Origin of the sequence: Streptomyces sp. NPDC048142, assembly GCF_043202835.1 — a bacterium.
In the GTDB taxonomy this organism is placed as follows: domain Bacteria; phylum Actinomycetota; class Actinomycetes; order Streptomycetales; family Streptomycetaceae; genus Streptomyces.
Genome location: NZ_JBIDBC010000007.1, coordinates 41,558 through 68,489, shown reverse-complemented (window position 1 = coordinate 68,489; position 26,932 = coordinate 41,558). Strand labels below are relative to the sequence as shown.

At 71.4% G+C, this 26,932-nt stretch carries 24 protein-coding genes; 17 read left to right on the top strand and 7 right to left on the bottom strand.

What is annotated here, in order from left to right; genetic code table 11:
• Positions 1-30 precede the first annotated feature (30 nt).
• Together ACGF2Y_RS11850 and ACGF2Y_RS11845 are read right to left on the bottom strand one after the other, a co-directional pair.
• Positions 31-681, bottom strand: a complete 651-nt coding sequence (locus tag ACGF2Y_RS11850; protein ID WP_392945449.1) for an AIM24 family protein — start codon at positions 679-681, stop codon at positions 31-33.
• Positions 681-1,313, bottom strand: a complete 633-nt coding sequence (locus ACGF2Y_RS11845; protein ID WP_392945760.1) for an AIM24 family protein — start codon at positions 1,311-1,313, stop codon at positions 681-683. Before ACGF2Y_RS11845 ends, ACGF2Y_RS11850 begins: the two co-directional genes overlap by 1 nt.
• A 222-nt stretch (positions 1,314-1,535) precedes the next feature.
• On the opposite strand from ACGF2Y_RS11845, the gene ACGF2Y_RS11840 reads away from it, so the two are divergent.
• The 4 genes from ACGF2Y_RS11840 (at position 1,536) to ACGF2Y_RS11825 (ending at position 6,119) form a co-directional block, all read left to right on the top strand.
• Positions 1,536-1,886, top strand: a complete 351-nt coding sequence (locus ACGF2Y_RS11840) for a DUF3817 domain-containing protein (protein WP_392945447.1) — start codon at positions 1,536-1,538, stop codon at positions 1,884-1,886.
• A complete protein-coding gene (locus ACGF2Y_RS11835) occupies positions 1,883-2,176 on the top strand; it encodes an MTH1187 family thiamine-binding protein (protein ID WP_392945445.1) in 294 nt (97 codons plus the stop codon). The genes ACGF2Y_RS11840 and ACGF2Y_RS11835 overlap by 4 nt, the downstream gene beginning before the upstream one ends.
• A 172-nt stretch (positions 2,177-2,348) precedes the next feature.
• Complete coding sequence (locus ACGF2Y_RS11830; protein ID WP_392945443.1) at positions 2,349-4,160, top strand: glycosyltransferase family 2 protein; 1,812 nt, start codon at positions 2,349-2,351, stop codon at positions 4,158-4,160.
• A gap of 3 nt (positions 4,161-4,163) precedes the next feature.
• Entirely contained in the window at positions 4,164-6,119 is a 1,956-nt protein-coding gene (locus tag ACGF2Y_RS11825) for a galactose oxidase-like domain-containing protein (RefSeq protein ID WP_392945441.1), read from the top strand.
• A gap of 54 nt (positions 6,120-6,173) precedes the next feature.
• On the opposite strand, the gene ACGF2Y_RS11820 is transcribed toward ACGF2Y_RS11825, so the two are convergent.
• Positions 6,174-7,247, bottom strand: a complete 1,074-nt coding sequence (locus ACGF2Y_RS11820; protein WP_392945439.1) for a glycoside hydrolase family 6 protein — start codon at positions 7,245-7,247, stop codon at positions 6,174-6,176.
• A 171-nt stretch (positions 7,248-7,418) separates the two neighbouring features.
• Positions 7,419-8,402: a DUF5937 family protein gene (locus tag ACGF2Y_RS11815; protein ID WP_392945438.1), complete on the bottom strand. Its 984-nt coding sequence runs from the start codon at positions 8,400-8,402 to the stop codon at positions 7,419-7,421.
• Between the two features lie 85 nt (positions 8,403-8,487).
• On the opposite strand from ACGF2Y_RS11815, the gene ACGF2Y_RS11810 reads away from it, so the two are divergent.
• From ACGF2Y_RS11810 to ACGF2Y_RS11795, 4 genes are all read left to right on the top strand, one after another.
• Entirely contained in the window at positions 8,488-9,783 is a 1,296-nt protein-coding gene (locus tag ACGF2Y_RS11810) for an MFS transporter (RefSeq protein WP_392945436.1), read from the top strand.
• A 10-nt stretch (positions 9,784-9,793) separates the two neighbouring features.
• The gene (locus ACGF2Y_RS11805) at positions 9,794-10,303 is read left to right on the top strand and encodes a MarR family winged helix-turn-helix transcriptional regulator (protein ID WP_392945434.1); all 510 of its coding nucleotides are present in this window, start codon (positions 9,794-9,796) and stop codon (positions 10,301-10,303) included.
• A gap of 67 nt (positions 10,304-10,370) precedes the next feature.
• A complete protein-coding gene (locus tag ACGF2Y_RS11800; RefSeq protein WP_392945432.1) occupies positions 10,371-10,697 on the top strand; it encodes a DUF3817 domain-containing protein in 327 nt (108 codons plus the stop codon).
• A 97-nt stretch (positions 10,698-10,794) separates the two neighbouring features.
• Positions 10,795-12,495 carry a methylmalonyl-CoA mutase gene (locus ACGF2Y_RS11795; RefSeq protein WP_392945430.1) on the top strand — a complete coding sequence of 567 codons (1,701 nt, stop codon included), beginning with the start codon at positions 10,795-10,797 and terminating at the stop codon, positions 12,493-12,495.
• 52 nt (positions 12,496-12,547) lie between these two features.
• On the opposite strand, the gene ACGF2Y_RS11790 is transcribed toward ACGF2Y_RS11795, so the two are convergent.
• Both ACGF2Y_RS11790 and ACGF2Y_RS11785 read right to left on the bottom strand, forming a co-directional pair.
• The gene (locus tag ACGF2Y_RS11790; RefSeq protein WP_392945428.1) at positions 12,548-14,089 is read right to left on the bottom strand and encodes a sensor histidine kinase; all 1,542 of its coding nucleotides are present in this window, start codon (positions 14,087-14,089) and stop codon (positions 12,548-12,550) included.
• Positions 14,086-14,808: a response regulator transcription factor gene (locus tag ACGF2Y_RS11785; protein WP_392945426.1), complete on the bottom strand. Its 723-nt coding sequence runs from the start codon at positions 14,806-14,808 to the stop codon at positions 14,086-14,088. The genes ACGF2Y_RS11790 and ACGF2Y_RS11785 overlap by 4 nt, the downstream gene beginning before the upstream one ends.
• Before the next feature lie 63 nt (positions 14,809-14,871).
• Here ACGF2Y_RS11785 and ACGF2Y_RS11780 point away from each other — a divergent pair, with 63 nt between their 5' ends.
• Complete coding sequence (locus ACGF2Y_RS11780; RefSeq protein WP_392945424.1) at positions 14,872-16,206, top strand: glycosyltransferase; 1,335 nt, start codon at positions 14,872-14,874, stop codon at positions 16,204-16,206.
• The gene (locus ACGF2Y_RS11775; protein WP_392945422.1) at positions 16,203-17,222 is read left to right on the top strand and encodes a GDP-mannose 4,6-dehydratase; all 1,020 of its coding nucleotides are present in this window, start codon (positions 16,203-16,205) and stop codon (positions 17,220-17,222) included. The genes ACGF2Y_RS11780 and ACGF2Y_RS11775 overlap by 4 nt, the downstream gene beginning before the upstream one ends.
• Positions 17,223-17,288: 66 nt before the next feature.
• Here ACGF2Y_RS11775 and ACGF2Y_RS11770 read toward each other — a convergent pair whose 3' ends face one another.
• Positions 17,289-17,915: a TetR/AcrR family transcriptional regulator gene (locus tag ACGF2Y_RS11770; protein ID WP_392945420.1), complete on the bottom strand. Its 627-nt coding sequence runs from the start codon at positions 17,913-17,915 to the stop codon at positions 17,289-17,291.
• Between the two features lie 390 nt (positions 17,916-18,305).
• Between ACGF2Y_RS11770 and ACGF2Y_RS11765 the strand changes: the two genes are divergently transcribed.
• From ACGF2Y_RS11765 to ACGF2Y_RS11735, 7 genes are all read left to right on the top strand, one after another.
• The gene (locus ACGF2Y_RS11765; protein WP_392945418.1) at positions 18,306-19,277 is read left to right on the top strand and encodes a tetratricopeptide repeat protein; all 972 of its coding nucleotides are present in this window, start codon (positions 18,306-18,308) and stop codon (positions 19,275-19,277) included.
• A gap of 653 nt (positions 19,278-19,930) precedes the next feature.
• Positions 19,931-20,584, top strand: coding sequence for a DUF6230 family protein (locus tag ACGF2Y_RS11760; RefSeq protein WP_392945416.1), 654 nt, complete (start codon positions 19,931-19,933; stop codon positions 20,582-20,584).
• 94 nt (positions 20,585-20,678) lie between these two features.
• Positions 20,679-21,233, top strand: coding sequence for a DUF6114 domain-containing protein (locus ACGF2Y_RS11755; protein WP_392945415.1), 555 nt, complete (start codon positions 20,679-20,681; stop codon positions 21,231-21,233).
• Positions 21,223-22,572, top strand: coding sequence for a hypothetical protein (locus tag ACGF2Y_RS11750; protein WP_392945413.1), 1,350 nt, complete (start codon positions 21,223-21,225; stop codon positions 22,570-22,572). Before ACGF2Y_RS11755 ends, ACGF2Y_RS11750 begins: the two co-directional genes overlap by 11 nt.
• 361 nt (positions 22,573-22,933) lie before the next feature.
• A complete protein-coding gene (locus ACGF2Y_RS11745; RefSeq protein ID WP_392945411.1) occupies positions 22,934-25,354 on the top strand; it encodes a hypothetical protein in 2,421 nt (806 codons plus the stop codon).
• A complete protein-coding gene (locus ACGF2Y_RS11740) occupies positions 25,355-26,644 on the top strand; it encodes a hypothetical protein (protein ID WP_392945409.1) in 1,290 nt (429 codons plus the stop codon).
• A 5-nt stretch (positions 26,645-26,649) separates the two neighbouring features.
• Entirely contained in the window at positions 26,650-26,883 is a 234-nt protein-coding gene (locus ACGF2Y_RS11735) for a hypothetical protein (protein WP_392945407.1), read from the top strand.
• The last annotated feature ends 49 nt before the right edge of the window (positions 26,884-26,932 follow it).

Here is a 26,932-nt window from a genome sequence, read left to right as displayed (position 1 = left end):
GAATCCCCTGCCCTTCGGTGAGGGGAGGATTCAAAGCTTCTCCTCCGAGGCCTGGACGTACACCGCACCACTGCCGCTCAGCTCCAGCTGGAACGCCTCGCCGGAGCCCCGCCCCACCATGTCCCGCCAGCCGACCGCCGTGGACAGCTTGTTGCGGACCTCGCCGTGATGGGCGACGTACGCCTGCGGGTCCACATGGACGTCCCGGCCCGGGGCGATCGGCAGTTCGATCACCCCGCCGTGTGCCATCACCGCGACCGCGCCGTGCCCCTTGAGGGTGGTGGTGAACAGGCCCTGGCCGGTCACCTGGCCGCGCACCATGCCCATCACCCCGCCCTGCGAGCCCATGAACATCGTGCCCTGCTGGAGCGTCCCGTCGAACGCGAGCAGCCGGTCGGCCTCCACGTACAGGGTGTCGCCGGACAGGCTGATCACCTGGATGTGGTGGCCGCCGTGGCCGAACAGCACCGTGCCCGATCCCTCGACCGTCATCAGCGGTGTCGACTCGCCCGCCACCCGGCGGCCGATCATCGACGCGACGCCGCCCTGGCCGCCCTGGATGTTCGGGGTGAAGGACACCTCGCCCCGGTACGCCAGCATCGCGCCGCGCTGGCTGAACAGCTTCTGGCCCGGGGCGAGGGTGGCCTCGACCATCTTGGAGTTGATCTCCCGGAACGGCATCAGACATCGCCCCCGACGGTGTTGCGCTCGCTGGGCTGTACGTAGACCAGGCCGTCGCCCTCGAAGCGGATCTGGAACGCCTCCCCGGAGCCCTCGCCCATCAGCGTCCGGAAGTTCACCCCCGCCTGGAAGTTCTGCTGGAGCCGGCCCTGGTGGGCGATGTACGCGCCGGGGTCGACCGTCAGCGGATACTGCGGCGACACCCGCAGCAGCACCGCCGCGCCGTCCGACATGATCGCCGCCTGCCCGGTGCCCTCCACCGTGGTGGTGAACAGCCCGTTGCCGCTCGCCCCGCCGCGCAGCCCGGTGAACGTGGTGCCCGTGCGCAGCCCGGCGTCGGTGGCCAGCAGATTGCTCGCCTCGACGTACAGCGTGTCACCGTGCAGCGCGACCAGGTTGATCTCGCTCGCCCGGTCGGCGAAGTAGCAGGTGCCCTGCCCGGACACCTCCATCACCGTCATCTGTTCGCCGGTCAGCCGGCGGGTCACCATGCCGCGGATCCCCTCACCGCCACCGGTCATCTTCTTGAAGGTCATCCGACCGTCGTACGCGACCATCGAGCCGTTCTTCGCCTTGACGGAATCGCCGGCCAGATCGACGGCGAGCGTCTTGCTGCCTTGGAGTCGGAACATCGCCACGCGACGACGGTAGCCCCCCGCCCCGCGTCACGGCCAGAGGCTCCGGAACCGTTACGCCCCCGATGCGTACCCCGACCGGCCCTGATATGCGGCGATACGCGCACCGGCGGACGGGCCAGCCCCCGCCGCCGGGGGCGGGCCGGCGCGATGCCACAATGGGGGCGGCTTGTGCCTGGATTCACAAGCCCTCGCGACCCTCCCACCGAAGGTGCCCCTGTGGACATCAAGACCGCTTCCGCCCTGCACCGGCTGCGCCTCATCTCGATTCCCGAGGCGCTGTCCTTCCCCGCCCTGATCCTCTTCGGCTCGATCCTCAGCCGCGTCTCGGACATCGACTTCCTGATGATGCCGCTCGGCCTGATCCACGGCGTGCTCTTCGTGATCTACGCCGTGTTCCTGCTCGACGTCTGGATGAAGGCGAAGTGGCCGCTCAAGCGCGTCGCCCTCTTCTTCGGCCTGGCCCTGATCCCCTTCGGCGGCCTCTACGGCGACAAGCTCCTCAAGGGGTACGAGGCCGACGGCGTCATCGCCGCCCGCGCCCGCCGCGAAGGCACGGTCAGCGCGTGATCGTCGCGTTCTCGGTCTCCCCGCTCGGCGTCGGCGAGGACGTCGGGGAGTACGTCGCCGACGCCGTGCGGGTCGTCCGCGCATCCGGGCTGCCCAACCGCACCGACGCCATGTTCACCTCCATCGAAGGGGAGTGGGACGAGGTCATGGACGTCGTCAAGCGCGCCGTGGCCGCCGTCGAGGCCCGCGCCGGCCGCGTGTCGCTGGTGCTGAAGGCCGACATCCGGCCCGGTGTCACCGACGGTCTGGCCTCGAAGGTCGAGACCGTGGAGCGGTATCTCGCCCCCTGACGCACCGTTCGCACGGGACCTCCCGCGTTCACCCGAAAGGCCCCCGGCACCACACGCCCGGGGGCTTTTCCGGTTCCGGACCAAAAACCGCTCACTCGGACCTGCCAAGTCGACACGCCGTTAGCTGTCCCCTCTTGTGGGGATATCAACCCGTTCGACAGTGGGAGGCACGGTGCGGTCGGAGGGCTACGACTACGACACCTACAGCCGGCTCGCGGGTCCGCTCACGGAGCCGGATCCGACGGGGTACCGGGTGCGCTACAAGAGCCTGCTCTCGACGGAGAAGCACCGAATAAGAGCCGTCCTGCTGATGACGCTCGCCCCGGTGCTCACGGGCGTCCTGCTGCTGTACCTGGTCTGGCCCACGCACTGGACCGAGCGGGAGAACGGGGAGCGCTGGCTGGTCGTCGCCGACACCGTGATGCTGGTGTCGATCGCCCTGATCGAGCTGTTCATGCTGGTCAACGTGGTCTCCATCGCGCACGCCACGCTCGTCGCGCGGGACCCCGTCCCGGTGACGCCCGAGCCCGGCACCCGGGTCGCCTTCCTGACCACGTACGTCCCCGGCAAGGAACCGCTCTCCATGGTCCGCGCCACCCTCAAGGGCGCCGTACGGCTGAGGCACTCCGGCCCGCTGGACGTCTGGCTGCTCGACGAGGGCGACGACCCCGGGGCCCGGATGCTCTGCGCCGAACTGGGCGTCCACCACTTCACCCGGCGCGGGGTCCCCGAGTGGAACCGGGACAAGGGCGTCCACAAGGCGAAGACGAAGCACGGCAACTACAACGCCTGGATCGCCCTGCACGGCGGCGACTACGACTTCTTCGCCTCCGTCGACACCGACCACGTGCCCATGCCCAACTTCCTGGAGCGGATGATGGGCTACTTCCGCGACCCGGACATCGCCTTCGTCGTCGGACCGCAGGTCTACGGCAACTACGACTCCGCCGTCACCAAGGCCGCCGAATCGCAGCAGTTCCTCTTCCACGCCCTGATCCAGCGCGCGGGCAACCGCTACGGCGCCCCGATGTTCGTCGGCACCAACAACGTCGTCCGCATCGCCGCCCTGCGGCAGGTCGGCGGCCTGTACGACTCGATCACCGAGGACATGGCCACCGGCTTCGAGATCCACCGCCGCCGCAACCCGCTCACCGGGCACTACTGGCGTTCCGTCTACACCCCCGACGTGCTGGCCGTGGGCGAGGGGCCCGCCTCCTGGACGGACTTCTTCACCCAGCAGCTGCGCTGGTCCCGGGGAACGTACGAGACGCTGCTCAAGCAGTACGGCAAGGCGCTGTTCCGGGTGCCCCCCGGCCGGCTCCTCAGCTACACGCTGATGCTCGTCTACTACCCGATGACCGCCGTCAACTGGCTGCTCGGCGTCCTCAGCTGTGTGCTCTTCCTCTGGTTCGGGGCGTCCGGCACCCAGGTCGCCGCCTCCATCTGGCTGATGCTCTACAGCGACGCCGCCGCCCTCCAGATCGGGCTCTACCTCTGGAACCGCCGGCACAACGTCTCCCCGCACGAGCCCGAGGGCTCCGGCGGACTCGCCGGCATGGCCATGTCGGCGCTCTCCGCGCCGATCTACCTGAAGTCGCTCGGCTCGGCCGTGCTGCGCACCGACGGCCGGTTCATCGTCACGCCCAAGGGCGGCCAGGCCTCCCCGGACCGGCTGCTCACCTTCCGTATCCATCTCTTCTGGGCGGCGGTCCTGCTCTCCTCGCTCGCCGCTTCGGTGTATCTGGACCACACCCATGTGGCGATGCGGACCTGGGCGACGCTGGGCCTGGCGATATCCCTCTCCCCGGTCCTCGTGTGGGCCTGGACCGTCCGGCAGGACAAGCGCGCCGAGGCGGCGCGCGCCGTCCCCGTCCCGACGCCCCCGCCGCTCGAACCGACATACGTCACCACTACCACCCCCGCCCCGCCGGCGGCCACCACGGCGAGCGCCGGCACCGCCACCACCACCGCAGGAGGGAACTGAACCATGAACTACCGGCCCTCGAAGAAGATGAGGAAGACGCTCCTGGGAGGCGGCGCGGCCGTGCTGCTGGCCGGGCTGAACGCTCCCGCGGCGCTGTCCTTCGCCGAGGACAGGTACCACGCGTACAAGATCGACCAGCCGGCGTACAAGGCGGAGTACGGCTCCTGGGAGCAGGTGAACATCCCGAAGGACTACCGCACCAACGCCATCCACGCGGCGCTCCTGCACACCGGGAAGGTGCTGATCGTCGCGGGCTCCGGCAACGACGAGAAGAACTTCGACGCGGGCACCTTCGACACCGTGCTGTGGGACCCGGCCGAGAACACCTTCCAGAAGATCCCCACCCCCGAGGACTTCTTCTGCGGCGGCCACGCCCAGCTGCCCGACGGCCGCCTCCTGATCGCGGGCGGCACCGCCCGCTACGAGGTGCTCGACGACAAGGTGAAGCGGGCCGGCGGCGGTATGCGGGTCAAGAACGAGAACCCGGACAAGCCGCTGAAGCTCAAGAAGGGCACGGTCTTCCGCTCGCCGTCCGGCGTGGAGTACAAGGCCACGTTCGACGTCACCGTCCCCAAGGCCAAGCGCGAGTTCGAGGTCGACTACTTCGAGAGCGGCCAGATGAAGCCCTGGAAGACCAAGGTGACCGCCGCCGAACAGCGGGTGTTCGTCGAGGCGGTGGAGGACGGCCCCGAGGCGGTGGCGACGGACGCCGCGCAGTACGAGATCGTCGGGCTCAAGGGCAAGGACGCCGACAACTCCTACGGAATCGCCGAGAAGATCACCATGGACAAGCAGGACTTCCAGGGGATCCGCGCCGCCTACGAGTTCGACCCGACGGCGGAGAAGTACGTCAGCGTCGACCCGATGAAGGAGGCCCGCTGGTATCCGACGCTCGTCGGCCTGGAGGACGGCAAGGTGCTGGCCGTCTCCGGTCTCGACGACGTCGGCGCGATCCTCCCGGGCGACAACGAGGTCTACGACCCGAAGACCAAGAAGTGGTCCGAGGGCCCCTTCCAGTACTTCCCGACCTACCCGGCGCTCTTCCTGACCAAGGGCGGCAAGCTCTTCTACCCGGGCGCCAACGCCGGTTACGGCCCGGCGGACAAGGGGCGCGAGCCCGGGATCTGGGACATCGAGAAGAACACCTTCACCAAGGTGCCCGGCCTGACCGACACCGGCGAGCTGGAGACGGCGGCCTCGCTGCTGCTGCCGCCCGTGCAGGACCAGAAGGTGATGGTCCTCGGCGGCGGCGGGGTCGGCGAGTCCGACAAGTCCACGGCCCGCACGGCGGTCATCGACCTCAAGAAGGACAGCCCGGCCTTCGAACCGGGCCCCGACCTGCCGCAGGGCACGCGCTACCTGAACAGCGTGATCATGCCCGACGACACCGTCTTCACCAGCGGCGGATCGGTGGACTACCGGGGCCGCGGGAACAGCAACATCCTGAAGGCGCAGACCTACGACCCGAAGACCAACTCCTTCAAGGAGGCGGCCGAGCCGACGGTGGGGCGCAACTACCACTCGGAGGCGCTGCTGCTGCCCGACGGGCGGGTGGCGACCTTCGGATCCGACCCGCTCTACGCCGACAAGGACAACACCAAGCTCGGCAAGTTCGAACAGCGCATGGAGGTCTACACCCCGCCCGCGCTGCACCGGGGCAAGGGCGAGCGCCCGATGATCGGGACCGGCCCCGAGGACGCCGAGCGCGGCGCGACGCTCACGTACGAGAGCGCCGACGCGGACCGGATCGCCACCGCCCGGCTGATGCGGCCGAGCGCCGTCACCCACACCACCGACGTGGAGCAGCGCTCCATCGAGCTGGGCCTGAAGAAGAGTGACGGCAAGGTGAGCGTGACCGTGCCGGGCGACCCCACGCTGGTGCCGCCCGGCTGGTACATGCTCTTCGTCACGGACACCGACGGCATCCCCTCCGAGGCGAAGTGGGTCAAGGTCGCCTGAGCCCGGGAGCGACGGGTCGGGGCCGCCCGAGCGCGGAGACGTTCGCCCCGTGTCTCAGGAGGCGGCGCGCCTGGCCAGGCCCAGCGCGTACTCCGGCCACCAGTCGCCGGCCGGCGGGCCGCCCCGGCAGGTGCCGTCGGACTCGCCCGGCCGCTTGATCCACAGATAGGCGTCGAGCCGGTCGTCCCCGGTGTCGGTGGTCGGCGGCGTGCCGAGCCCCCGGCCCGGCGGATTGCACCAGGCGTCCTCACGGCCCCCGGACAGGGGGCCGTTGCCGTTGCGGCTGGTGTCGATCACGAAGTGCGAGCCGCCCACGGCGTCGGAGAGCCGGTCGGCGTACGCCTTCACACGCTCGTTCGACTGGAAGTTGGAGACGTTCAGCGAGAAGCCGTCGGCCCGGTTGATGCCGGCCCGTCGCAGCGGCTGCGCCATCTTGGACGGCTCGTCGATCCAGTCCGGGTTGCCCGCGTCCAGGTAGACCCGGGTGTTCGGCCGGGCCTTGAGCGTGTCCACCGCCTCGGAGAGGAGCTGGTAGCGCTCGGCGTGGTGCTCGGGCGGGGTGCAGCCGTCCGTGATGTGGGAGAGGGCGTCCGGTTCCAGGATCACGGTGGCGCGCGCGTCCCCGATGGCGTCGGCGAACTCCCCGATCCAGGAACGGTAGGAGTCCGCGTCCTTCGCACCGCCCGCGGAGTAGAGCCCGCAGTCGCGGTGCGGGATGTTGTACGCCACGAGCAGGATGGTCTTCTTCGTGCGGGCGGCGGACTCCGCGGCGGCCCGGATCCCCGGGGCCGGGTCGTCCCACGCGGGCCAGTCGGCCACCGGCCGGCCGGAGATCCGCCGCAGCATCTTCGCCTCCGCCTCGCGCCCCTGCCGCTCCCAGGTGCGCACCTGGCGGGCCGCGTCGCTGTTCGGGTCGACCCAGTACGGGGAGGCCGCGCTCGGGGCGGGCTCTCCCCGGACGAGTTCGGTGCCCTCCTCGCCGCCCCGCGCGGCGTCCGGCGATGAGCAGCCCGCCGCGAGGACGGTGGCCAGGACGGCGGCGGTCAGGGCGGGAGCGGCACGCGGAAAGGCGCGGGAGAAGGCGCGGGGGAGAGCGAAGGCGCGGGGGACGATTCTGCGGCCGGACATCCAGACCCCTCGGACGGCGGTGGCTCACGGACACGGGAAACGTGAGCAATCGTGACACAACAGTTACGGGGAGTGGTGACGCGACACTGTCCGTGACCCGTATGCCGCGATGCCCCGAGGCCCTGATGCCCCGATGTCCCGGCCCTTCGGCGTTCCGATGGGCCATGCGCCTCAGCCGGAGGCGGCCAGCGCGATCCCGAGCGGTGTGCGCTCGTACAGCACCTGATGCCCGTAGCGCCGCGAGGTCAGCAGCCCCGCCCCGCGCAGCACGGACAGATGGGCCGACACGGACGAGGGGGCGAGGCTCAGCCGGTGCGCCAGGGCGCTCGTCCCCGCCGGTTCGTCCAGCGCGCACAGGACGTCGGCCCGGACCCGGCCCAGCAGCCGGGCGAGGGTTTCGGGCGTCCGGTCGCCGGCCCCGGACCAGAGCCCGCCGATACCGCGCGCCGGATAGATCAGTCCCGGCTGCCACGGCTCCTCGTGGCCTCCCACCACCTCCGGCCAGACGAAGACGCTCGGCATCAGCACAAGACCCTGCCCGCCCAGCACCCGCTGGTGGTCGCCCCGGGTCCCGGCCACGGTGAGCGTCGAGCCGTTCCAGCTCAGCCGCGGGCTCACCTCGCCCAGCAGCCGTTCCAGGCCGCTGTCCGCGAGCCGCCGGGAGTGGTAGGCGATGTCCGCCTCCAGCAGCGCCCGCAACCGGGGCCAGTACGGCTCGACCAGCGCCTGCCAGGCCCGCTCCAGCAGATCGGCGAGCTCGCGCACGGCCCGCGCCGGATCGGCCAGCAGCCGCCGCCCCGTCGCCGATTCGCTCCCGCCGGGCCGGTCCGCCAGCGCCGACGCCATATCGGCCCGCGCCACCTCCGGATCGATCGCCCGGACGGCCGTGATCTCCTCCTCGAACGTCGCCAGCGGCCCGATCGGGGGCGGACAGATGAAGTCCGGGTTGTGGCCGCTGTCCGGCATCAGCAGCCACAGCGGCTCCAGGTCCAGGGCCCCGGCCGCCTCCCGGATCCGGCGGAGCCACGGCAGGTGGTAGCCGTGGCGGTAGGGGCGGGACAGGGTGCGCACCGCCTCCTGGGTCTCGAACAGCGGTGACAGGGCGAACCGGCAGCGCAGCAGGTCGCTCTCGCCGAAGTGCAGCTGGAACGGCACGCCTCTCCCTCACCTCGCGGACCCCGGACATTCGTCTCCAGCCGAAAGTCTACGGCTCCGGTGCGGTCGGCCACAGGCTCGTCCCATGCCGACCGACACCCCCGCCCCGGCGGGCACTTCCACCACTCCGCGCGGCTACGGCGCGGTCTTCGCCGTCACCGAGTTCCGGGCCGTCTTCGCCGCGCATCTGCTCTCGCTGCTCGGCGTGGTGGTCAGCGAACTGGCGCTCACCGTGCTCGTCTACGACCTCACCGGCTCCCCGCTGCTCAGCGCGCTGACGTTCGCGCTGGGGCTGCTCCCGTACCTGATCGGCGGGACGCTCTTCGCCGGGGTCGCCGACCGCTACCCGGCCCGCCGCGTCCTGGTCGTCTGCGATCTGCTCTGCGCGGCCTGCGTCGCCGTGATGCTGGTGCCCGCCACCCCGGTCGCCGGACTCCTCGCCCTGCGCTGTCTGGTCGCCGCGATCGCGCCCGTCTTCACCGGGACCCGGATGGCGGCGCTCACCGACATCCTCGGCGAGGGCGACCTCTATGTGCTGGGCCGTTCGCTGCTGCGGATCGTCTCGCAGAGCGCGATGCTCATCGGGTTCGGCGCCGGCGGGGTGCTGCTCACCGTGCTGTCCCCGCGCGGCGCGATCTCCGTCACCGTGGTGACCTTCCTGTGCTCGGCCGCCCTGCTCCGCTTCGGCACCCGTGGCCGCCCCGCCCGCACCGCCACCGGCGACAGCGGCGGGACCCTCCTGAAGGAGTCGCTCTCCGGGGCCCGTCTGGTGCTGGGCGACCGCCGCATCCGGGCGCTGATGCTGCTGTTCTGGCTGCCCGCGATGTTCGTCGTGGCCCCGGAGGCGCTCGCCGCCCCGTACGCCGACGCGATCGGGGCCCCGCCCGCCGCGCTCGGGCTGCTGCTCTGCGCGATGGCCGTCGGGCACATCGGGGCCGAACTGTTCGTGGGGTCGGTGCTCAGCCCCCGTAACCGCTCCCGGATCGTCCTGCCGGTCGCCGCCGTCGGCCTGCTCCCGCTCCTCGTGTACGGGGTCCGGCCCCCTCTGCCGCTCGCCCTGGTGGCCCTCGCGCTGGCCGGCGCGGGCGCCGCGTACGTGATCGGGCTCGACCAGTGGTTCGTCGACGCCGTGCCCCAGGAGCTGCGCGGCCGGGCCATGACGCTGCTCACCGCCGGGCTGATGACCGTCCAGGGCCTCGGGATGGCGCTGGCGGGGCTTGCGGCCGAGTTCTTCCCCGTGCACCGAGTGGTCGCCGGATCCGGAATCATCGGTACCGTCTGCACGCTCCTGCTCGTCGCCGAGGTCCGCAGGACAGCCCCCGGACGGATGTCCGATACCGAAGGACGAGACGGGGCTGACCGGCATATGACCAGTCGGTAAGGTCGGTGCCGTGCCGAAGCCGCTCAGCCTTCCCTTCGATCCCATCGCCCGCGCCGACGAACTCTGGCAGCAGCGCTGGGGACCCGTGCCCTCGATGGGGGCGATCACCTCGATCATGCGGGCCCAGCAGATCCTGCTTGCCGAGGTCGACGCCGTCGTCAAGCCGTACGGGCTGACCTTCGCCCGGTACGAGGCGCTGGTGCTGCTCACCTTCTCCAAGGCCGGTGAGCTGCCGATGTCCAAGATCGGGGAGCGGTTGATGGTGCATCCGACCTCGGTCACCAACACCGTGGACCGGCTGGTCAGGTCCGGTCTCGTCGGCAAGCGGCCGAACCCCAACGACGGCCGCGGAACGCTGGCGGCCATCACCGACAAGGGCCGCGACGTCGTCGAGGCGGCCACCCGGGACCTGGTCGCGATCGACTTCGGCCTCGGGGTGTACGACGCCGAGGAGTGCGCCGAGATCTTCGCCATGCTGCGGCCGCTGCGGGTGGCGGCCCAGGACTTCGAGGAGAAGTGAACGCGGGCTTCCGGTGAGGCCGGGGCCGCGCGAAGATCGCCCCGGTCGTCCCGTTACGCTCGTAGCCATGAAACAGAACGTGCTCACCCGCTACCGGGTGATGGCCTACGTCACCGCAGTCTGGCTGCTCGTCTTCACCGTGGCGATCATCGCGAAGTACGGCTTCGAGACCGGCGACACCATGCTGATCTCCCAGATCCACGGCGTGCTGTTCATCGTCTACGTCGTCTTCGCGTTCGATCTCGGCTCCAAGGCGAAATGGCCCTTCGGCAAGCTCCTGTGGGTGCTGGCCGCGGGCTGCATCCCCTTCGCCTCGTTCTTCGTCGAGCCGAAGGTCAGCCGCGAGGCCCGCGCCCTGGTCACCGACCCCGCACCGGCCCCGGCCGAGGCCTGAGCCCCAGGGCTCCGGGATCACCCGAACCGCCCCGCGCGAAAAGCGCCGGGCGGTTTGCCATCGACATTTACTAGGACGTCCTAGTAAATTCGAAGGTATGGACGCTGACGCGATCGAGGAAGGCCGCCTCCGCTGGCAGGCCCGTTACGACAAGGCCCGCAAGCGTGACGCGGACTTCACCACGCTCTCCGGGGACCCGGTCGAGCCCGCGTACGGGCCACGCCCCGGCGACACGTACGAGGGATTCGAGCGGATCGGCTGGCCGGGGGAGTACCCCTTCACCCGCGGGCTGCACCCCACCGGCTACCGGGGCCGCACCTGGACCATCCGCCAGTTCGCCGGCTTCGGCAACGCCCAGCAGACCAACGAGCGCTACAAGATGATCCTCGCGGCGGGCGGCGGCGGACTCAGCGTCGCCTTCGACATGCCGACGCTGATGGGCCGGGACTCCGACGACCCGCGCGCGCTCGGTGAGGTCGGCCACTGCGGGGTCGCCATCGACTCCGCCGCCGACATGGAGATCCTCTTCGGTGACATCCCCCTCGGGGACGTCACCACCTCCATGACGATCAGCGGCCCGGCGGTCCCCGTCTTCTGCATGTACCTGGTCGCCGCCGAGCGTCAGGGCGTCGACCCGGGCGTGCTCAACGGCACGCTCCAGACCGACATCTTCAAGGAGTACATCGCGCAGAAGGAGTGGCTCTTCCAGCCCGAGCCCCACCTGCGCCTCATCGGCGACCTGATGGAGCACTGCGCCCGCGACATCCCCGCCTACAAGCCGCTCTCCGTCTCCGGCTACCACATCCGCGAGGCCGGGGCGACGGCCGCGCAGGAGCTGGCGTACACCCTCGCGGACGGCTTCGGCTACGTGGAGCTGGGCCTCTCGCGCGGCCTGGACGTCGACGCCTTCGCCTCCGGGCTCTCCTTCTTCTTCGACGCGCACCTGGACTTCTTCGAGGAGATCGCCAAGTTCCGCGCCGCCCGCCGCATCTGGGCCCGCTGGATGAAGGAGACGTACGGCGCGAAGACCGACAAGGCGCAGTGGCTGCGCTTCCACACCCAGACCGCCGGCGTCTCGCTCACCGCGCAGCAGCCGTACAACAACGTGGTGCGCACCGCCGTGGAGGCGCTCTCCGCGGTCCTCGGCGGCACGAACTCGCTGCACACCAACGCCCTCGACGAGACCCTCGCGCTCCCCTCCGAGCAGGCCGCCGAGATCGCCCTGCGCACCCAGCAGGTGCTGATGGAGGAGACCGGCGTCGCCAATGTGGCCGACCCGCTGGGCGGCTCCTGGTACGTCGAGCAGCTCACCGACCGGATCGAGGCCGAGGCCGAGAAGATCTTCGACCAGATCAGGGAGCGCGGCACCCGGGCCCACCCCGACGGGCAGCACCCCATCGGGCCGATGACCTCCGGCATCCTGCGCGGCATCGAGGACGGCTGGTTCACCGGCGAGATCGCCGAGTCCGCGTTCCAGTACCAGCGGGCCCTGGAGAAGGGCGACAAGCGGGTCGTCGGCGTCAACGTCCACCACGGCTCGGTCACCGGCGACCTGGAGATCCTCCGGGTCAGCCACGAGGTCGAACGCGACCAGGTCAGCCAGCTCGCCGACCGCAAGTCCCACCGCGACGACGCCAAGGTGACCGCCGCCCTGGACGCGATGCTCGCCGCCGCCCGTGACGGCTCCAACATGATCGCGCCGATGCTGGACGCGGTACGGGCCGAGGCCACGCTCGGCGAGATCTGCGGGGTGCTGCGCGAGGAGTGGGGCACCTACACGGAGCCGCCGGGCTTCTGAGCCCGTGAAAGGGGAGGGCCCGCCGGACGGCACGTTCCAGGGGCCCTCCCCGCTAGCTCCAGGGCCCTCCCCTCCCAGGGCTGTCCCGTAGGCGTCCTGCCGTCCACGGGCCCTGCCCGAACGTCAGTGTGAACAGCGCCCCGCCGCCGGGCGCCGCCCCCGCCGTCAGCTCCGCGCCGTGCGCGCGGGCGATCTGCCGGGCCATCGCCAGGCCGAGCCCCGAGCCGGGCAGGGCGCGCGCCGCCTCGGCACGGTAGAAGCGGTCGAAGACGTACGGGAGGTCCCCGGCCGGAATCCCCGGCCCGTGGTCCCGGACCGTCAGTTCGAGCCCGCCTTCGTCACCGCCCCCGCCACCGCGACCGCCCCCGGTCCCGTACGCGCTCAGCGCCACCTCCACCGGCGTGCCCGGCGGGCTGAACTTGGCCGCGTTGTCCAGCAGATTCGTCAGCAGCCGGGCCAGCCGCGCCGGGACACCGGGCCGGGTCGCCTCCGCCGCGCCCGGCTCCACCTCCAGCAGAAAACGGGTCCGAGGCCAGTGCGTCCGGGCCATGGCCACCGTGTGCTCCGCCACCTCCGCGATCCGCACCTCCTCCAGCAGCGGCAGCGGCTCCTCGTCCCGGGCCAGCTCGATCAGGTCGTTCACCAGCCCGGTCACCTCCCGGATCCCCCGCCCCAGCGCTCCCGAAGCCCGCTCGCGCTGCGCGGGCGTCAGCCGGTCCCCACGGGCCAGCAGCTCCGCGTTGGTGCGCAGCGCGGTCAGCGGGGTCCGCAGCTCGTGCGAGGCGTCCGCGACCAGCCGGCGCTGCGAGCTCACCGACTGCTCCAGCTCCCCGAGCATCGTGTTGAAGCTGGCCGCCAGGCGCGTCACCTCGTCCTGCCTGCCCGGCGGGCCCGGCGGCAGCTCGATGCGGTGGCGCGGGTCCCGGGTCACCGCGATCCGCTCGGCGGTCGAGGTCAGCCGGGCCACCGGAGCCAGGCCCGTGCGCGAGACGGCGTACCCGAGCAGCCCCGCCAGCAGCACACCCGCCCCGCCGACCGCGGCGAGCAGCACGGCCGCCCGCCGCACACCCTTCTCCACCGGGTCCGCGCGCAACGCCACCTGGAGCGCCCGCCCGTCCCCGAACCGGGTCGTCAGCATCCGCAGCGGCTGCCCGAAGCGGGTGACGTTGCTGTAGTACGGGGCCCGTGCCCCCGCCGCCACCTCCCGTACGGGGGCGGAGACGGGCAGCGGGTACGCGGCCGCCGAGTCCGCCGCCGGGTCCGCCGCCGGGTCGGCCGGGACGATCTGGGCGCAGGCGGGCGCGGAGAGGTAGCGGCACTCACCGGCCACGATCTGCGGGCCCTCGCCCCGGTTCTGCTGGACCACCCGGGTCGCCGACTGGGTGAGGGACAGGTCCAGCTGGTGCAGCAGCTCGTAGCGGATGACGAAGAACGCCGCCGCGCACACCCCGACCGCGACCAGCGCCACCGCCGCCGAGGCCGCCAGCGCCAACCGCGTACGCAGGGGCCGTCTGCGCCGCCAGAGAGGGTCTCCCGCCCGGACCGGACCGGGCTCGCGTGCCCCGGCACGCCCCAGCCTCCGCACCCCGCTCACGCCACGTCCAGCCGGTAGCCGAGCCCGTGCACGGTGTGGACGAGCCTCGGCTCGCCGCCCGCCTCCAGCTTCCGCCGCAGATAACCCACGTACACCGCCAGCGAGTTGGAATCGGGCCCGAAGTCCTGGCCCCAGACCCGCTCCAGGATCACCTCGCGCGGCAGCACCTGGCCCGGGTGCCTCAGCAGCAGCTCCAGCAGGGCGGCCTCGGTACGGGAGAACTCCACCGGGCGGCCGGCACGCCGCCCGGTCCGCGTCACCGGATCCAGCGTCAGGTCCGCGAAGGCGAGATCCCCGCCCGGGGCGGGCGGCGCGGCCCGCCGCAGCAACGCCCGTACCCGCGCCACCAGTTCGTCCAGCGCGAACGGCTTCACCAGATAGTCGTCGGCCCCCGCCTCCAGACCGTCCACCCGCTCGCTCACCGACGACAGCGCGGTCAGCACCAGCACCGGCGTCCGGTCCTCCACCGCCCGCAGCCTCCGGCACACCGCGAGACCGTCGAGCACCGGCATCATCACGTCCAGGACCAGCGCGTCCGGCTCCCAGGCGGCCACCGCCGACAGCGCGGCCAGCCCGTCGCCCACACCCCGGACCTCGTAACCCTCGACGCTCAGCCCATCCTCGACGGCGGCCCGCACGTCAGGATCGTCCTCGGCCACCAGAACCCTGCTCGTACCCCGCACACCGCTCGTGCCACCGATGCCGCTCATACCGCTCATACCCGAAGACTGCCAAACCGGACTCTTAGAACCCTCTTAAGCCGCCCGCCGAGAGTGGCGGCCATGCGCACACCACTCTCCGTCGTGATCGGTGCGGGCGGCACCGGCGGCCACATCTACCCCGGTCTCGCCCTCGCCGAGGCCCTGCGCCGCGCCGACCCGGACGCGGTCATCTCCTTCATCGGCACCGAACGAGGTCTTGAGACGACCCTGATCCCGGCGGCCGGCTACCGGCTGCACACCGTCGACATGATCCCCTTCGACCCCGCGCTCGGCGCGAAGCGCTTCCTGCTCCCGGCCGCGCTCCTCCGCTCCGGCGCCCAGGCCCGCTCGGTCCTGCGCACCCAGCAGGCCCAGGTCGTCGTCGGCATGGGCGGCTACCCGAGTGCCCCGGCGATCGTCGGCGCGAGGATGGCCGGGCTGCCCAGCGTGATCCACGAGTCCAACGCCGTTCCGGGCCGGGCCAACCAGTTCGCCGCCCGGCTCACCGGCAACCTCACCGTCGCCTTCGACGGCAGCCGCGCCCACCTCCAGGGCGGCGAGCGGGCACGGACCGTCGGCATGCCGATCGCCGCGTCGCTGGCCGCCCTGAACCGGCCGGCCCTGCGCGAGGAGGCCCGGCGCGCCTTCGGGATACCCGAGGGGGCGCGGGTCGTCCTCTTCAACGGCGGGAGCCTCGGCGCGGCCCGCCTCACCGCCGCTGCCGTGGACCTCGCCGCCCGCTGGCGGGGGCGCGGGGACGTCCACCTCCTGATCAAGACGGGCCCGGCCGCACTCGCGGAGACCCGGCGGAAACTGGCCGAGGCCGAGGCCGGGGCCGGTGCGGGGCCGGTCGCGCCGGGGGCGGTGGCGCCGGGGGCGGTCGCGCCGGAGCCGGTCGCGCCGGGGGTGTCCGACCCAGAGGTGTCCGGCCCGGGGGTGCCTGGTTCGGGGGTGCCTGGTTCGGGGGCGTCCGGCCCTGGGGTGTCCGGTCCGCCGCCCGTCGGCGCGGGCGTGGGGCCCGTCGCGCAGGCGGTGCCCTACCTCGACCGGATGGACCTCGCCTACGCGGTCGCCGACCTGGTGGTGTGCCGGGCGGGCTCGGCGACGATCGCGGAGCTGGCCACGACCGGGGTGCCCGCCGTCCTCGTGCCCTACCCGCACGCCCCCGGCGACCATCAGACCCACAACGCCCGGGTCCTCTCCGACGCCGGCGCCGCCCACCTCGTCCCCGACGCCGAGACCACCGCCGACCGGCTGGCCGGACTGATCGACCCGCTGCTCGCCGACCCGGCCCGGCTCGCCGTGATGGGACGCGCCGCCGACCCGGGCAACCACGCCCGCGCCGCCGACCTGCTGGCCGAGACGGTCATCCGCCTCGCCGCACAACCCTCCACCGCAAAGGAGTTCACCGCATGATCGACACCACCACCGACGGCTTCGCCGACTGGAACGGCCGCACGGTCCTCGTCACCGGGGCCGAGGGCTTCATCGGCTCCACCCTCGTCGACCTGCTCGTCCGACGCGGCGCACGCGTACGGGCGTTCGTCCACTACAAGCCGTACGCCGACAAGGGCCACCTCGCCCGCTACCTCGACGACCCGAACGGTCCGGTCGAGATGATCGCCGGGGACGTCGGCGACGCGGGCCGGGTGATGGACGCGGTCGAGGGCTGCGACACGGTCTTCCACCTCGCCGCGCTCATCGGCATCCCCTACAGCTACGACTCCCCGGGCGCGTACGTCCGTACGAACGTCGTCGGCACCGAGAACATCGCCGAGGCCTGCCGCCGCCACTCCGTCCGCCGCCTCCTGCACACCTCCACCAGCGAGGTCTACGGGAGCGCCCTGACCGCCCCGATCGGCGAGGACCACCCGCTCCAGCCGCAGTCCCCGTACTCCGCATCGAAGATCGGCGCGGACATGATGGCGCTGTCCCACTGGCACGCCTTCGAGCTGCCGGTGACGGTGGTGCGGCCGTTCAACACCTACGGGCCCCGCCAGTCGGCCCGTGCCGTCATCCCCACGATCCTCGCCCAACTGCACTCCGGGGCACGGGAGATCCGGCTCGGCTCGCTGACCCCGACCCGCGACTTCACGTACGTCACCGACACCGCGGCCGGATTCCTGGCGCTGGCCGGCTGCGACCGGGCCCTGGGGGAGAGCGTCAACCTCGGCACCGGCCGGGAGATTTCGGTCGGGGACCTCGCGAAGGCGCTCATCGCCGCCTCCGGCCGGGACGCCGAGATCGTCGTGGACCCGGCGCGGCTGCGGCCCTCCGGCAGCGAGGTGCAGCGGCTGCTCTCCGACAACACCCGCGCCCGCACGTGGGCGGGCTGGGAGCCCGAAGTCACGCTGGAGGAGGGCCTGGAGCGGACCTCGGCCTGGGTGGCGGAGCACCTGCACCTCTTCGCGCCGGGGCGCTACCAGGTCTGAGCGCCTCTGCTGCGCGGCCCGGTCCACGCCGCCTGGTCTGTCGCGGCCCGGTCTACGACGCCTGGTCTACGCCGCCTGGGCGCCGGCCAGTCCCAGCAGCAGCAGCGAGGTGAAGCCGCTCGCCCACTCCGCGTCCACCGGCTCCGCACTCACCAGCGTGCGGTGCACCACCGCTCCGGCGATCACGTCGAAGATCAGGTCCGCGTTGCGGGCGGCCGTCGAGGCGTCGTCCTCGTACCGCAGCTCGCCGCGGGCCTGGGCGCGTTCCCGGCCCAGCAGCACCAGCCGCTTCTGCCGGTCCACGATGGCCGAACGGATCCGGTGGCGCAGCGAGTCGTCGCGGGTGGACTCGGCGATCACCGCCATCAGCGCGGTCCGCGTCTCCGGCCGCTCCAGCAGGGCGGCGAACTGGAGCACGACGCCCTGCACATCGGCGGCCAGACTGCCCAGGTCGGGCAGCTCCAGCTCGTCGAAGAGGACGGCGACCGCGTCCACGACCAGCTCGTTCTTGCTTGCCCAGCGCCGGTAGAGGGTCGTCTTGGCGACACCGGCCCGGGTCGCCACATCGCCCATCGTCAGCTTCGACCAGCCGAGATCGACCAGGGACGCCCGGGTCGCTTCGAGGATCGCGGCATCGGCCGCGGTGCTCCGCGGACGTCCTGTCCGGGTGGCTCTGGGGTCGCTGTGGCTCATGATGCGGCGACCCTACCGGCCGGTAGGGAGAACCGTTGTGCCCCGGTGACCGTGAGACAGATCACCGGGATCACCTGTTCCGGCGGGGCGAACGGCAGTTACGCTACGGGTCGTAGCGTAAGGAAGGCGGCCGGCCCGCCCCCGTACGCCACGCAACGAACGAGCGACAACCAAACCGGGGTTCTTCACCGAACCCCCAGGCACCGGGTGGGGACCCGGAGCCGCACGGACCGGCCGGATGGGGATCCGGAAGGTCCACCCCGGGTCTTTCAGGGGCCCGGTCGGTTCCGGCCAGGACCGTCAGCCCCCGCACGCCGGTGGGGGCCGCGGACCCGGCCGGTTCTCGCACTCGCTTTTCGGAACGGCGTGCTCAGGGGGGAGGATGTACGTATGCAGCCTAGGAATATGTCCATGAGCGGCGTTGTCGACCTCGCCGCTGTCAAGGCGGCCGGTGAGGCCAAGGCCAAGGCGGAGCAGGCCCGCGCGGAGGCCTCCCGTACCGGGGGAGCCGGTGCCGTCGCGCCCGCCGCCCTGGTGATCGACGTCGATGAAGCCGGTTTCGAGCGTGATGTCCTCCAGCGCTCCGCCGAGGTCCCCGTCGTCATCGACTTCTGGGCCGAGTGGTGCGAGCCGTGCAAGCAGCTGGGCCCTCTGCTGGAGCGCCTGGCCGCCGAGTACAACGGCCGCTTCCTGCTGGCCAAGGTCGATGTCGACGCCAACCAGATGCTGATGCAGCAGTTCGGCATCCAGGGCATCCCGGCGGTCTTCGCCGTCGTCGCCGGGCAGGCCCTCCCGCTCTTCCAGGGGGCGGCCCCCGAGGCCCAGATCCGCGAGACGCTGGACCAGCTGATCCAGGTCGGCGAGGAGCGCTTCGGGCTGACCGGGATCGCCGTCGACCCGGACGCAGCCCCGGCGGACGCGGTCCCGGCCGAGGCGCCGGCCGGCCCGTACGACGCCGTGCTGGAGGCCGCCGCATCGGCGCTCGACGCCAATGACTTCGGCGGCGCGGTCCAGGCGTACAAGAACGTGCTCTCCGACGACCCGGGCAACCCGGAGGCCAAGCTGGGCCTGGCCCAGGCGGAGCTGCTCGGCCGTGTGCAGAACATGGACCCGCAGGCGGTCCGCAAGGAAGCGGCGGACAACCCGGGCGATGTGAACGCCCAGATCGCCGCCGCCGATCTGGATCTGGTCGGCGGCCATGTCGAGGACGCCTTCGGCCGGCTCGTCGAGGCGGTCCGCCGCACCACGGGCGAGGACCGTGACGCCGCGCGGCTGCGGCTGCTGGAGCTGTTCGAGGTGATCGGTCCGGAGGACCCCAGGGTCACCGCCGCGCGCACCGCGCTGGCCCGCGTCCTGTTCTGACACCGGCCCGCCGTCCGCTCCGGACGAGCCCGATTGTTCCGCTGTGACAAGACGGCCGCACTGCCTCCCCGGCAGCGCGGCCGTTTTGCCGTCCTGACGCGGGAATCCGCTACGAGAGGCCCTCGCTTTACCAAATCTTGACAATGGTGCGAGCTGTTACTCGTAGTAAGGCGGGCTGGCGATTCTGTCCCGTTTCCTTGAAGTTTCCCGCCATTTCCCTGTCCCTTTCGTGCCACCCTGCGTCGCCGTGCGATGCCGCCCTGTCGTGCTGCGGTTATCGGGGCGTTACTAGCCAGTAACGATCCCTCTTGTGCCGCGGCCGTGAATGCACCACGATCGGCCACGCTCGGTCCACTACCTCCAGCCCGGCCTCCAGCCGGTGTCCGAGGGGCTGTTGGGTCCCCACCGAGTGGTCGGCGGCAGTGGCGCCGACCGCGGACAGGGGGGTTCCCGCCCACAGGCGGGGCCTGTCCGGCCGGCTGCGCCGAAAGCGCGGCCAGTGGTTGTCGCTCGGGGGTGAACGCCGGTGGATCGGATGCGGGACACGTTTCCGTCTACGGGCGCTCTCCTTCCCGAGGACGTAGCACTTCTCCCATCCCAGGACGGGCACGATGCCCGGCCGGAGATGTACGTCCGAGAAGAAGGAGCAAGGTATGAGTTCCCAGGTTCGCGGTGGGACGAGATGGAAGCGGTTCGCTCTGGTCATGGTGCCGAGCGTCGCCGCGACGGCCGCGGTGGGCATAGGCCTGGCGCAGGGCGCGCTGGCCGCGTCGTTCAGCGTGTCGGGGCAGAGCTTCAAGGTCAGCACCGACAAGCTGGAGGGCGAGGACTTCGTCCAGTACGGCAGCGTCGCCGTCGGCAAGGACATCGAGGGCGAGAAGGACCAGGCACACGCGGTCGCGGTTTCCGGCTTCAGCAGCGCCACGATCACCAACATGTGCCAGTCGGTGGTCACGCCGAAGGTCCCCTTCATCGGCAGTGTCAGCCTCATGCTGAACGCCGGTACGAACCCGAAGAAGCCGGTCGAGGCGACCAACCTCTACCTGGACGTCGCGCAGCTCGACGCCGACGCCGACTTCGAGAACATCGACATCGGTGTCGCTGCCGGATCGCTGAAGAAGGAGAACAAGCCGGGGAGCATCGGCATCCAGCCGGGCACCCAGGCGAAAGAGGGAGGCTTCGCGCAGCGCGCCGACAAGGCCACGCTGACCAATGTGAAGCAGACGGCGTGGGCGACCACGGCCGGCACCTTCAAGCTCAGCGACCTGAAGCTGAGGCTGCACACGGGCGTCAAGGAGTGCTTCTAAGCACTCGCCCGGGCGGCCGGAACGCCCCTGCGGGTCTTCCGGCCGCCCACCCCTTCTCCTTTACGGCAGTACCGGTTCCAGGGAGCTGTTTTCCATGAGCCCCGAGTCCACAGGGCAGAACGAGCACTACATCCGCGTCGCCCGGCGACGCTTCCGCGCCTGGCGGGGTGGCCGGCCGTTCTGGGCGGGTCTGTTCACCATCCTCGGCGGTGTACCCATCGCCTACTTCCCGTACGCCAACATGCACCTCGGCAACATGACGCTGACGATGTCCACCACCACCGGCGCCGGTGCTCTGATCATCGGGGTCCTGCTGATCACGCTCGGCCTGACGATGTGGTTCCACCACATCGTCCGGGTCTTCGCCGGTGTCGCCGCCATCCTGCTCGCGCTCATCTCCCTACCCATCGCCAACATCGGCGGCTTCGTCATCGGCTTCCTCCTCGCCCTCATCGGCGGAGCCCTGTCCATTTCCTGGGCCCCCGGCGAGCCGAAGAGCGACGAGGCCCCGCTCGCCGAGCACCCGTACGAGGAGCGCCCCGAGGGCGAACTCCACACCGCGGCCGTGCCCCAGCAGCAGAGTGCAGGGTCCGCCCCGGCGGCCGACGCCGACGCGGACGCCGACGCCGGGAGGCATCGTGCGGGGTGACGACGGACAGCGGATGGACGCCTCCCCCGGCAACGACCTCCGCGAGCGCAAGGGCCCCCGTCACGCGGCCCCCAGGAAGTCGCTGCTGACCAAGCTCCACCTGCCCAGCGGCAAGAAGGCGCTGGCACTCGCCGCGATGCCGACGGCGGTCTTCGTGGGCATGGGGCTGACGCCCAAGCTGGCCCTGGCCGACGACGGTGCCGACATCCCGTTCGCGCCGGGCCCCTGCGTCACCCGGTCCGACGAGCCGAGCGAGTCCGAGTCGCCGGAGGCCACCCCGTCCCCGTCGGCCACGGCGAAGGACGACAAGGACGAGGAGGGCGGCGCATCCGGCAAGGCCGACGCCGCGACCCCGAAGCCCTCGGTGAGCGGTTCCGCCTCCGACGCGGACGAGGACCCGGCGGCCGGTGCGAAGCCCGGCGCGGACGAGGACGCGGACACGTCGGCGCAGTCCGCGGGGGAGAAGCCCTCCGCGACCCCGGCCCCCACCCCGACCAAGTCGAAGAACCCGCTCGACCCGCTCGGGCTCGGCGACGCGCTCAGGGACCTCTTCGACGGACGGGACGACGAGGCCGAGGAGCCGGCGAGTCCGTCCCCGAGCCCCACGACCGAGGCCCCCAAGGCGTCCGACGAGCCGAAGGACCCGGCGAAGGGCGAGCCGGGAGACCAGCCGGAGGACCCGGCGAAGAGCGCGGCGGACAAGGCGAAGGAGACGTCCGACAGGACGGCCGACGCCATCCGCGAGGCGGCCGAGAAGGCCGGCGAGGACGTCCAGGAGCTCGACGAGGACGTCAAGGGACTCGACCCCAAGAAGGACGAGGACATCCCGGACGGCGCCAAGCCCCGCTTCCCGTGCCCCGAGCCCGACCCGGACGCGCTCACGACAGCCGAACTGGAGCCCGGCATCCCGCTGCTCCCGTCCGACCCGTGGATCCTGGAGTCGACGCTGCTCACGCTGAGGGGCCTGGACTACCACGGCATCGTCGAGGTGAAGAAGGCGGACGGCAGCATCAAGAAGGTGCTGAAGTTCACCGCCGACTCCATCGACATCAGGGACCTGCACCAGCTGACCGTGGGTCCGGTGGGCACGACGGGACATGTGAAGTCGCGGCCCGGCTCCACGTCGACGATCCGCGACGGCGAGGTGACGATGTACACGGAGGAGCTGAAGGGCAACCTCTTCGGTCTCATCCCGATCACCTTCAGCCCGGAGACCCCGCCGCCGCTGAACGTCCCCTTCGCCTTCTTCACCAACGTGAAGGTGACCCAGGCGGGCCAGTTCGGCGGCACGCTCACCGTCCCGGGACTGAAGAACTACCTAGAAGGCGGCAACGGCTGACAGCCGCCCGCCCCCGAACCCGTCCGGGAGCCGCACAAAGCAGGGGACCGCACCAGCTCAGCCGGTGCGGTCCCCTGCTTTTCCCAAAATGGCCCAAGGGGACGGAAGTTGGCATGGAGAAGATGTGAACTGATCTTCACTTCCGCCTCGTTCGGTACTTAGGATGAATGAGCTGGGATCAGCTCCCCGCGGCGGAGGCCGGGGGCGGCTGATCTGTGCAGGCCCTCTGTCTTTTCGTGTATCCGATGACAGATGAGGTCGAACCACCGTTATGAGTCGACATTCCCGACGCCGCGGTTTGCGAAGACGGACGCGGCTGATCAGTTCGACGGCGATCGCCACCGCCTTCAGCGTATTCCTGGTGACCAACCAGACCCCTTATGCCGCTCATGCCGCTGGACTATTCGGCCCGGTCGCGTCGTCGGCCGCCGAGCAGGCCGACGGGCCCGGATCGGCCGACGGGCCCGGCACGGTCGATCTGCCGCAGGCGGAGCGGGTCCGCGAGGCACAGTGCCTGCTCGGTACGGCCTTCCGTAAGGGCGGCGCCGAGATGAAGAAGGTGGCACGCGACGGAATCGCCGGCACCGACGCGGAGTTGCTGGCCGCCGCCGACCAGAAGTACTGGCAGACAACGCCCCTGGCCACCGCCTTCGACGCGGACCGCGACGCGGCATTCGCCCGGGCGGAAGGCTTCACGAACTACGAGGACAGCCTGCGGGACGCCCTGCGGGTGCGGCAGATTCCGCCGGGGTACACGGATACGGGATTCCAGTGGCCGCCGAGAGACCCCGACCTCTTCACCCAGGCGGGTATCGCGCCTTGGGTCGGGGTCCAGATGTGGCTGGACGAACCCGATTTCTACAAGGACCCGCATCCCCCGGCATCCCCCGGTTCGGTCAACGCCGTCACGAGTATCGCCACCGAGCGGTATTCCGAGGACGATCTCGGGGATCTGGCCGACTGGCAGGCATGGCAGGGCATGACCTTCATGCACCCCATGTACGCGGACGACGCGCGGCTCTTCCTCAAGTCCGGCGGGTTTCCCACGAGCGCTCCGGAACCGGACTCCCCTGAGTTCCGCATCGACGTCGAAGACCTCAAAGCACGCTTCGCCTCGTGTGCTTTCACCAACCCTCCGGACCCGCATGCCGTGCTCGTGCCGGAGGTCGCCGTGGCCTCGACCGAATGGCGGGACGAGGTAGCGGGGCAGAGCGGTCCGCGAGGTGTGATCCTGGGCGCCGAAGCCGAGGCTTCACGGTTGCTCCAGATCGCGGCCGAACTGCTGGGGCAGGCACTGGGGCAGTCGCTCATCGCGGACCGGCTGACCGATTGGGAGGCGTACTTCCTCAAGCAGTCCCCGGACACGGTCGGCCTCGACTACCCGACTCCGGCGGAGTTCAAGAAGGTCAGGGACGAGATCGCTCAGGCCCGGGAGTGGGCCGGCTTCATGACCTTTGTCGCGGGGAACGCGGCCGGCGGGGCTCAGGCACAGGCCGATCTGGTCACCGCGGCCCAGCAGGAGGCCTACGAGATCGCCGACGAGCGAGGGCTGCCGCGGGGGCGCGGGCTTCTTCACGCCCAGCAGGCGGCACAGGTCACCTTGGCCTCGGCGGCGGCGACAGAGGCGATCAAGAAGGCGATCGACACCGCGAGCGAAGCTACCCGGGCGTCGGCGGCCGACAGCAAGACGCTGCACGCTCTCGCGCAGACCCAGGCACACGCTTCGACGGCCGAGTTCCGTCGTAAGGCGGCCGAGACCGCCGAGGCACAGGCGAAGGCCGCTGCCGAAGGAGCTGCCGCACAGGCCGCACAGGCCGCTGTGAACGCGTCCGACGCGAAGAAGGCGGAGGGCAGGGCCAAGGCCGCGGAAACGGCCGCGAAGACCGCGGCCGCCGACGCGAAGGCCAAGCGGGCCACCGCGGAGGCCGAGCGGGACAAGGCCAAGGCGGCCAAGGAGCTCGCGGCGACCGAACGGGCGAAGGCCACGTCGTTCAACGGCCAGGCGCAGTCGCAGCGTGAGGTGGCGTCGGAGAGCCTGAAGGCCGCTCAGAGCGCCGGCTCCACAGCGTCGACGAAGAAGGACGAGGCGCTCGAAGCCGAGGCCAGGGCGGCCACGGCACGCGACGCGGCGCTCACGGCCGAGCGTAACCGGGACGTGCTCAATGTGAGAGCCGCTGCGCTGGAGGCACAGGCGGCCGCCGACGAGGGCACGGCCGCGGCCGAGGCGTCACGGGCCGCGGCAACCCGTGCCCGTACCGCCGCGAACGACGCGACGAACGCGGCGACGGCGGCACGTACTGCCGCGGACGGGGCGACCACCGCGGCGGGCAAGGCCCGCGCGGATGTGGCGACCACCGAGGCGGCGGTGGCGAAGGCGCACGCGGCCGCCGCCGACGCCATCAACGCGGCGGGGCAGGCGAAGCGCAACGCGGCGGTGGCGAAGGCCCAGGCCGACGAAGCCGAGCGACAGGCGCTCAGCGCGCGGTCGGACGCCGAGACGGCGCGTTCCGAGGCGGCGCTCGCCGGGGCGGACGCGGTCCGTACGGCCGGTTACGCCTATGCCACGGCACAAGCGGCCGCGGCGGCCCGTGATTCTGCCGCCCAGGTCGTCAAGCCCGCCAACGACGCGATCGAGCTGGGCTCTCCCTACGCGGAGTCCGATGCGTCGGCAGGCCTCGCGGTACTGACCGGTCAGGCGTCCAAGACCGTCGCCGAACAGCAGGCGGCCGTGGCCGACGCCAAGGCCGACCAAGCGGCCAAGGCGGCGGTCGAGGCACGGTAGTTGGCCGAGCAGGCCGCGGCGGACGCGAAGGCGGCGGCCTCGGCGGCCGCCCGTGCGGCGGACTGGGCCGCCAAGGCCGCGACTTCATCGCGATCCGCGCAGCGGTCGGCCTCGGCGGCGAACGCCTCGGCAACCGCCGCCAAGAAGTCCGTGTCCGCGACGGTCGCCCATCACGGGCGGGCGGTCCTGGACGCGAATGCCGCCCAGGCCGCGGCAGAAGCGGCGGGCGGACACGCGGGTCAGGCGAACGACGAGGCGACCGAAGCCGAGCGGGACGCCGCGGCCGCCCGGAGTGCCGCCGACGCGGCCGAGTCGGACGCGGGAAGTGCCCGTGGTGTCGCCACACGGTCGGAGAACGACGCGACCGCCGCGGAGGCATCGGCGGCACGGGCCCAGGAGGACGCGGCCGAGGCGCAGGAAGCGGCCACCCGCACCGAGGAGGAGGCGAAGAACAAGAAGCAGGTCGAACAGGCGAGCGTCAGCGGCCCCGCGGGCGCCGCAGAGGTTCTCGGTGTCCCGTACGGAGTTACCGGCACGGCCGAGTCGGACGGGTTCTGCACCGGAACGAACGGCTGTGACTACAACGTCGACTACCGCATCACCGGCACCATGCTGTACTTCGTCGTGCTGTGCACCTTCCCGGACACGCCGCTCGACGACTGCGTCGGTGACCTGGAGGTGGAGTACGTCGCCTCCGCGCCGATCGAGATCGACGAGACGCGCAAGGTCCACATCGACGGTTTCGACCTGACCACGTCGATGCTCCAGGCGTTCGCCAAGGGCATGGTCAAGGACTTCACCGACTGCTGGGACGGCAAGGTCACCGGCTGCCTGTGGGCCACGGCCATCGTTGCTCCGACGGTGCTCGGCGTCGCCGCCAAGCTCGTCAGGGGCATCCGGACCGCCGCGGTGACCGGCACGGGCATGAGCGAGGCTGTCGCGGCGGCGCGCGACGCGGGCCTGGCGGCCGAGGCCACGACGGGCGCGGTCCGCACGGCGTCGACAGCGGCTGCCGTCGCCGGCGAGCTCGAAGCCGTCAACGTCGTGGCCCGCGCGCACGGCTATGCCAACGCCGCAGGACTGGGCAAGGGCGTTCTGTGGGCGAACAAGGCCGACAATCTCACGTACATGAACGCGGGGCATGTGGCGAAGGTCAAGCAGGCCGGCTTCACTCGGAGCCAGATCGAGACCGTGTTCAAGTACTACGACAAAGTCCGCAAGGTGACGCCGCAGAACCCCAGCGCGGGGCCGCGTGCCGATCTGATGGAGTACCTCCTCAAGAACTGGTAGAGCCCATGAGAATCCGCATCGCGGCCTTCGACGCGCCGCTGACCCTTCAGTTCGAACCATCGGGAATGGAGTACGACCTGTCCCCGGGAGAGCACATGTGCGTCGCATGGCCGCCGGTCGGTGATCCCGGGGCCGTCACCGGAGACATCGAATACGCCCCCGGCCTGGTGACCGTCTCGGCACGGGGCACGGGTTATGTCCGTGCCTGGAACGCGGACGGCGTGGAGGTCACCACCTGACAGCACGACCACGGCCCCGGGCGTATGAACGCCCGGGGCCGTACGTGTG

Bases quoted from the DNA above. Each gene is read 5' to 3' on its own strand.
- ACGF2Y_RS11760 (WP_392945416.1), top strand. From the start codon at position 19,931: ATGAGTTCCCAGGTTCGCGGTGGGACGAGATGGAAGCGGTTCGCTCTG.
- ACGF2Y_RS11825 (WP_392945441.1), top strand. From the start codon at position 4,164: ATGAACTACCGGCCCTCGAAGAAGATGAGGAAGACGCTCCTGGGAGGC.
- ACGF2Y_RS11755 (WP_392945415.1), top strand. From the start codon at position 20,679: ATGAGCCCCGAGTCCACAGGGCAGAACGAGCACTACATCCGCGTCGCC.
- ACGF2Y_RS11785 (WP_392945426.1), bottom strand. From the start codon at position 14,808: ATGAGCGGTATGAGCGGCATCGGTGGCACGAGCGGTGTGCGGGGTACG.
- ACGF2Y_RS11845 (WP_392945760.1), bottom strand. From the start codon at position 1,313: ATGTTCCGACTCCAAGGCAGCAAGACGCTCGCCGTCGATCTGGCCGGC.
- ACGF2Y_RS11810 (WP_392945436.1), top strand. From the start codon at position 8,488: ATGCCGACCGACACCCCCGCCCCGGCGGGCACTTCCACCACTCCGCGC.
- ACGF2Y_RS11735 (WP_392945407.1), top strand. From the start codon at position 26,650: ATGAGAATCCGCATCGCGGCCTTCGACGCGCCGCTGACCCTTCAGTTC.
- ACGF2Y_RS11775 (WP_392945422.1), top strand. From the start codon at position 16,203: ATGATCGACACCACCACCGACGGCTTCGCCGACTGGAACGGCCGCACG.
- ACGF2Y_RS11795 (WP_392945430.1), top strand. From the start codon at position 10,795: ATGGACGCTGACGCGATCGAGGAAGGCCGCCTCCGCTGGCAGGCCCGT.
- ACGF2Y_RS11820 (WP_392945439.1), bottom strand. From the start codon at position 7,247: ATGTCCGGCCGCAGAATCGTCCCCCGCGCCTTCGCTCTCCCCCGCGCC.
- ACGF2Y_RS11765 (WP_392945418.1), top strand. From the start codon at position 18,306: ATGCAGCCTAGGAATATGTCCATGAGCGGCGTTGTCGACCTCGCCGCT.
- ACGF2Y_RS11780 (WP_392945424.1), top strand. From the start codon at position 14,872: ATGCGCACACCACTCTCCGTCGTGATCGGTGCGGGCGGCACCGGCGGC.
- ACGF2Y_RS11800 (WP_392945432.1), top strand. From the start codon at position 10,371: ATGAAACAGAACGTGCTCACCCGCTACCGGGTGATGGCCTACGTCACC.
- ACGF2Y_RS11850 (WP_392945449.1), bottom strand. From the start codon at position 681: ATGCCGTTCCGGGAGATCAACTCCAAGATGGTCGAGGCCACCCTCGCC.
- ACGF2Y_RS11770 (WP_392945420.1), bottom strand. From the start codon at position 17,915: ATGAGCCACAGCGACCCCAGAGCCACCCGGACAGGACGTCCGCGGAGC.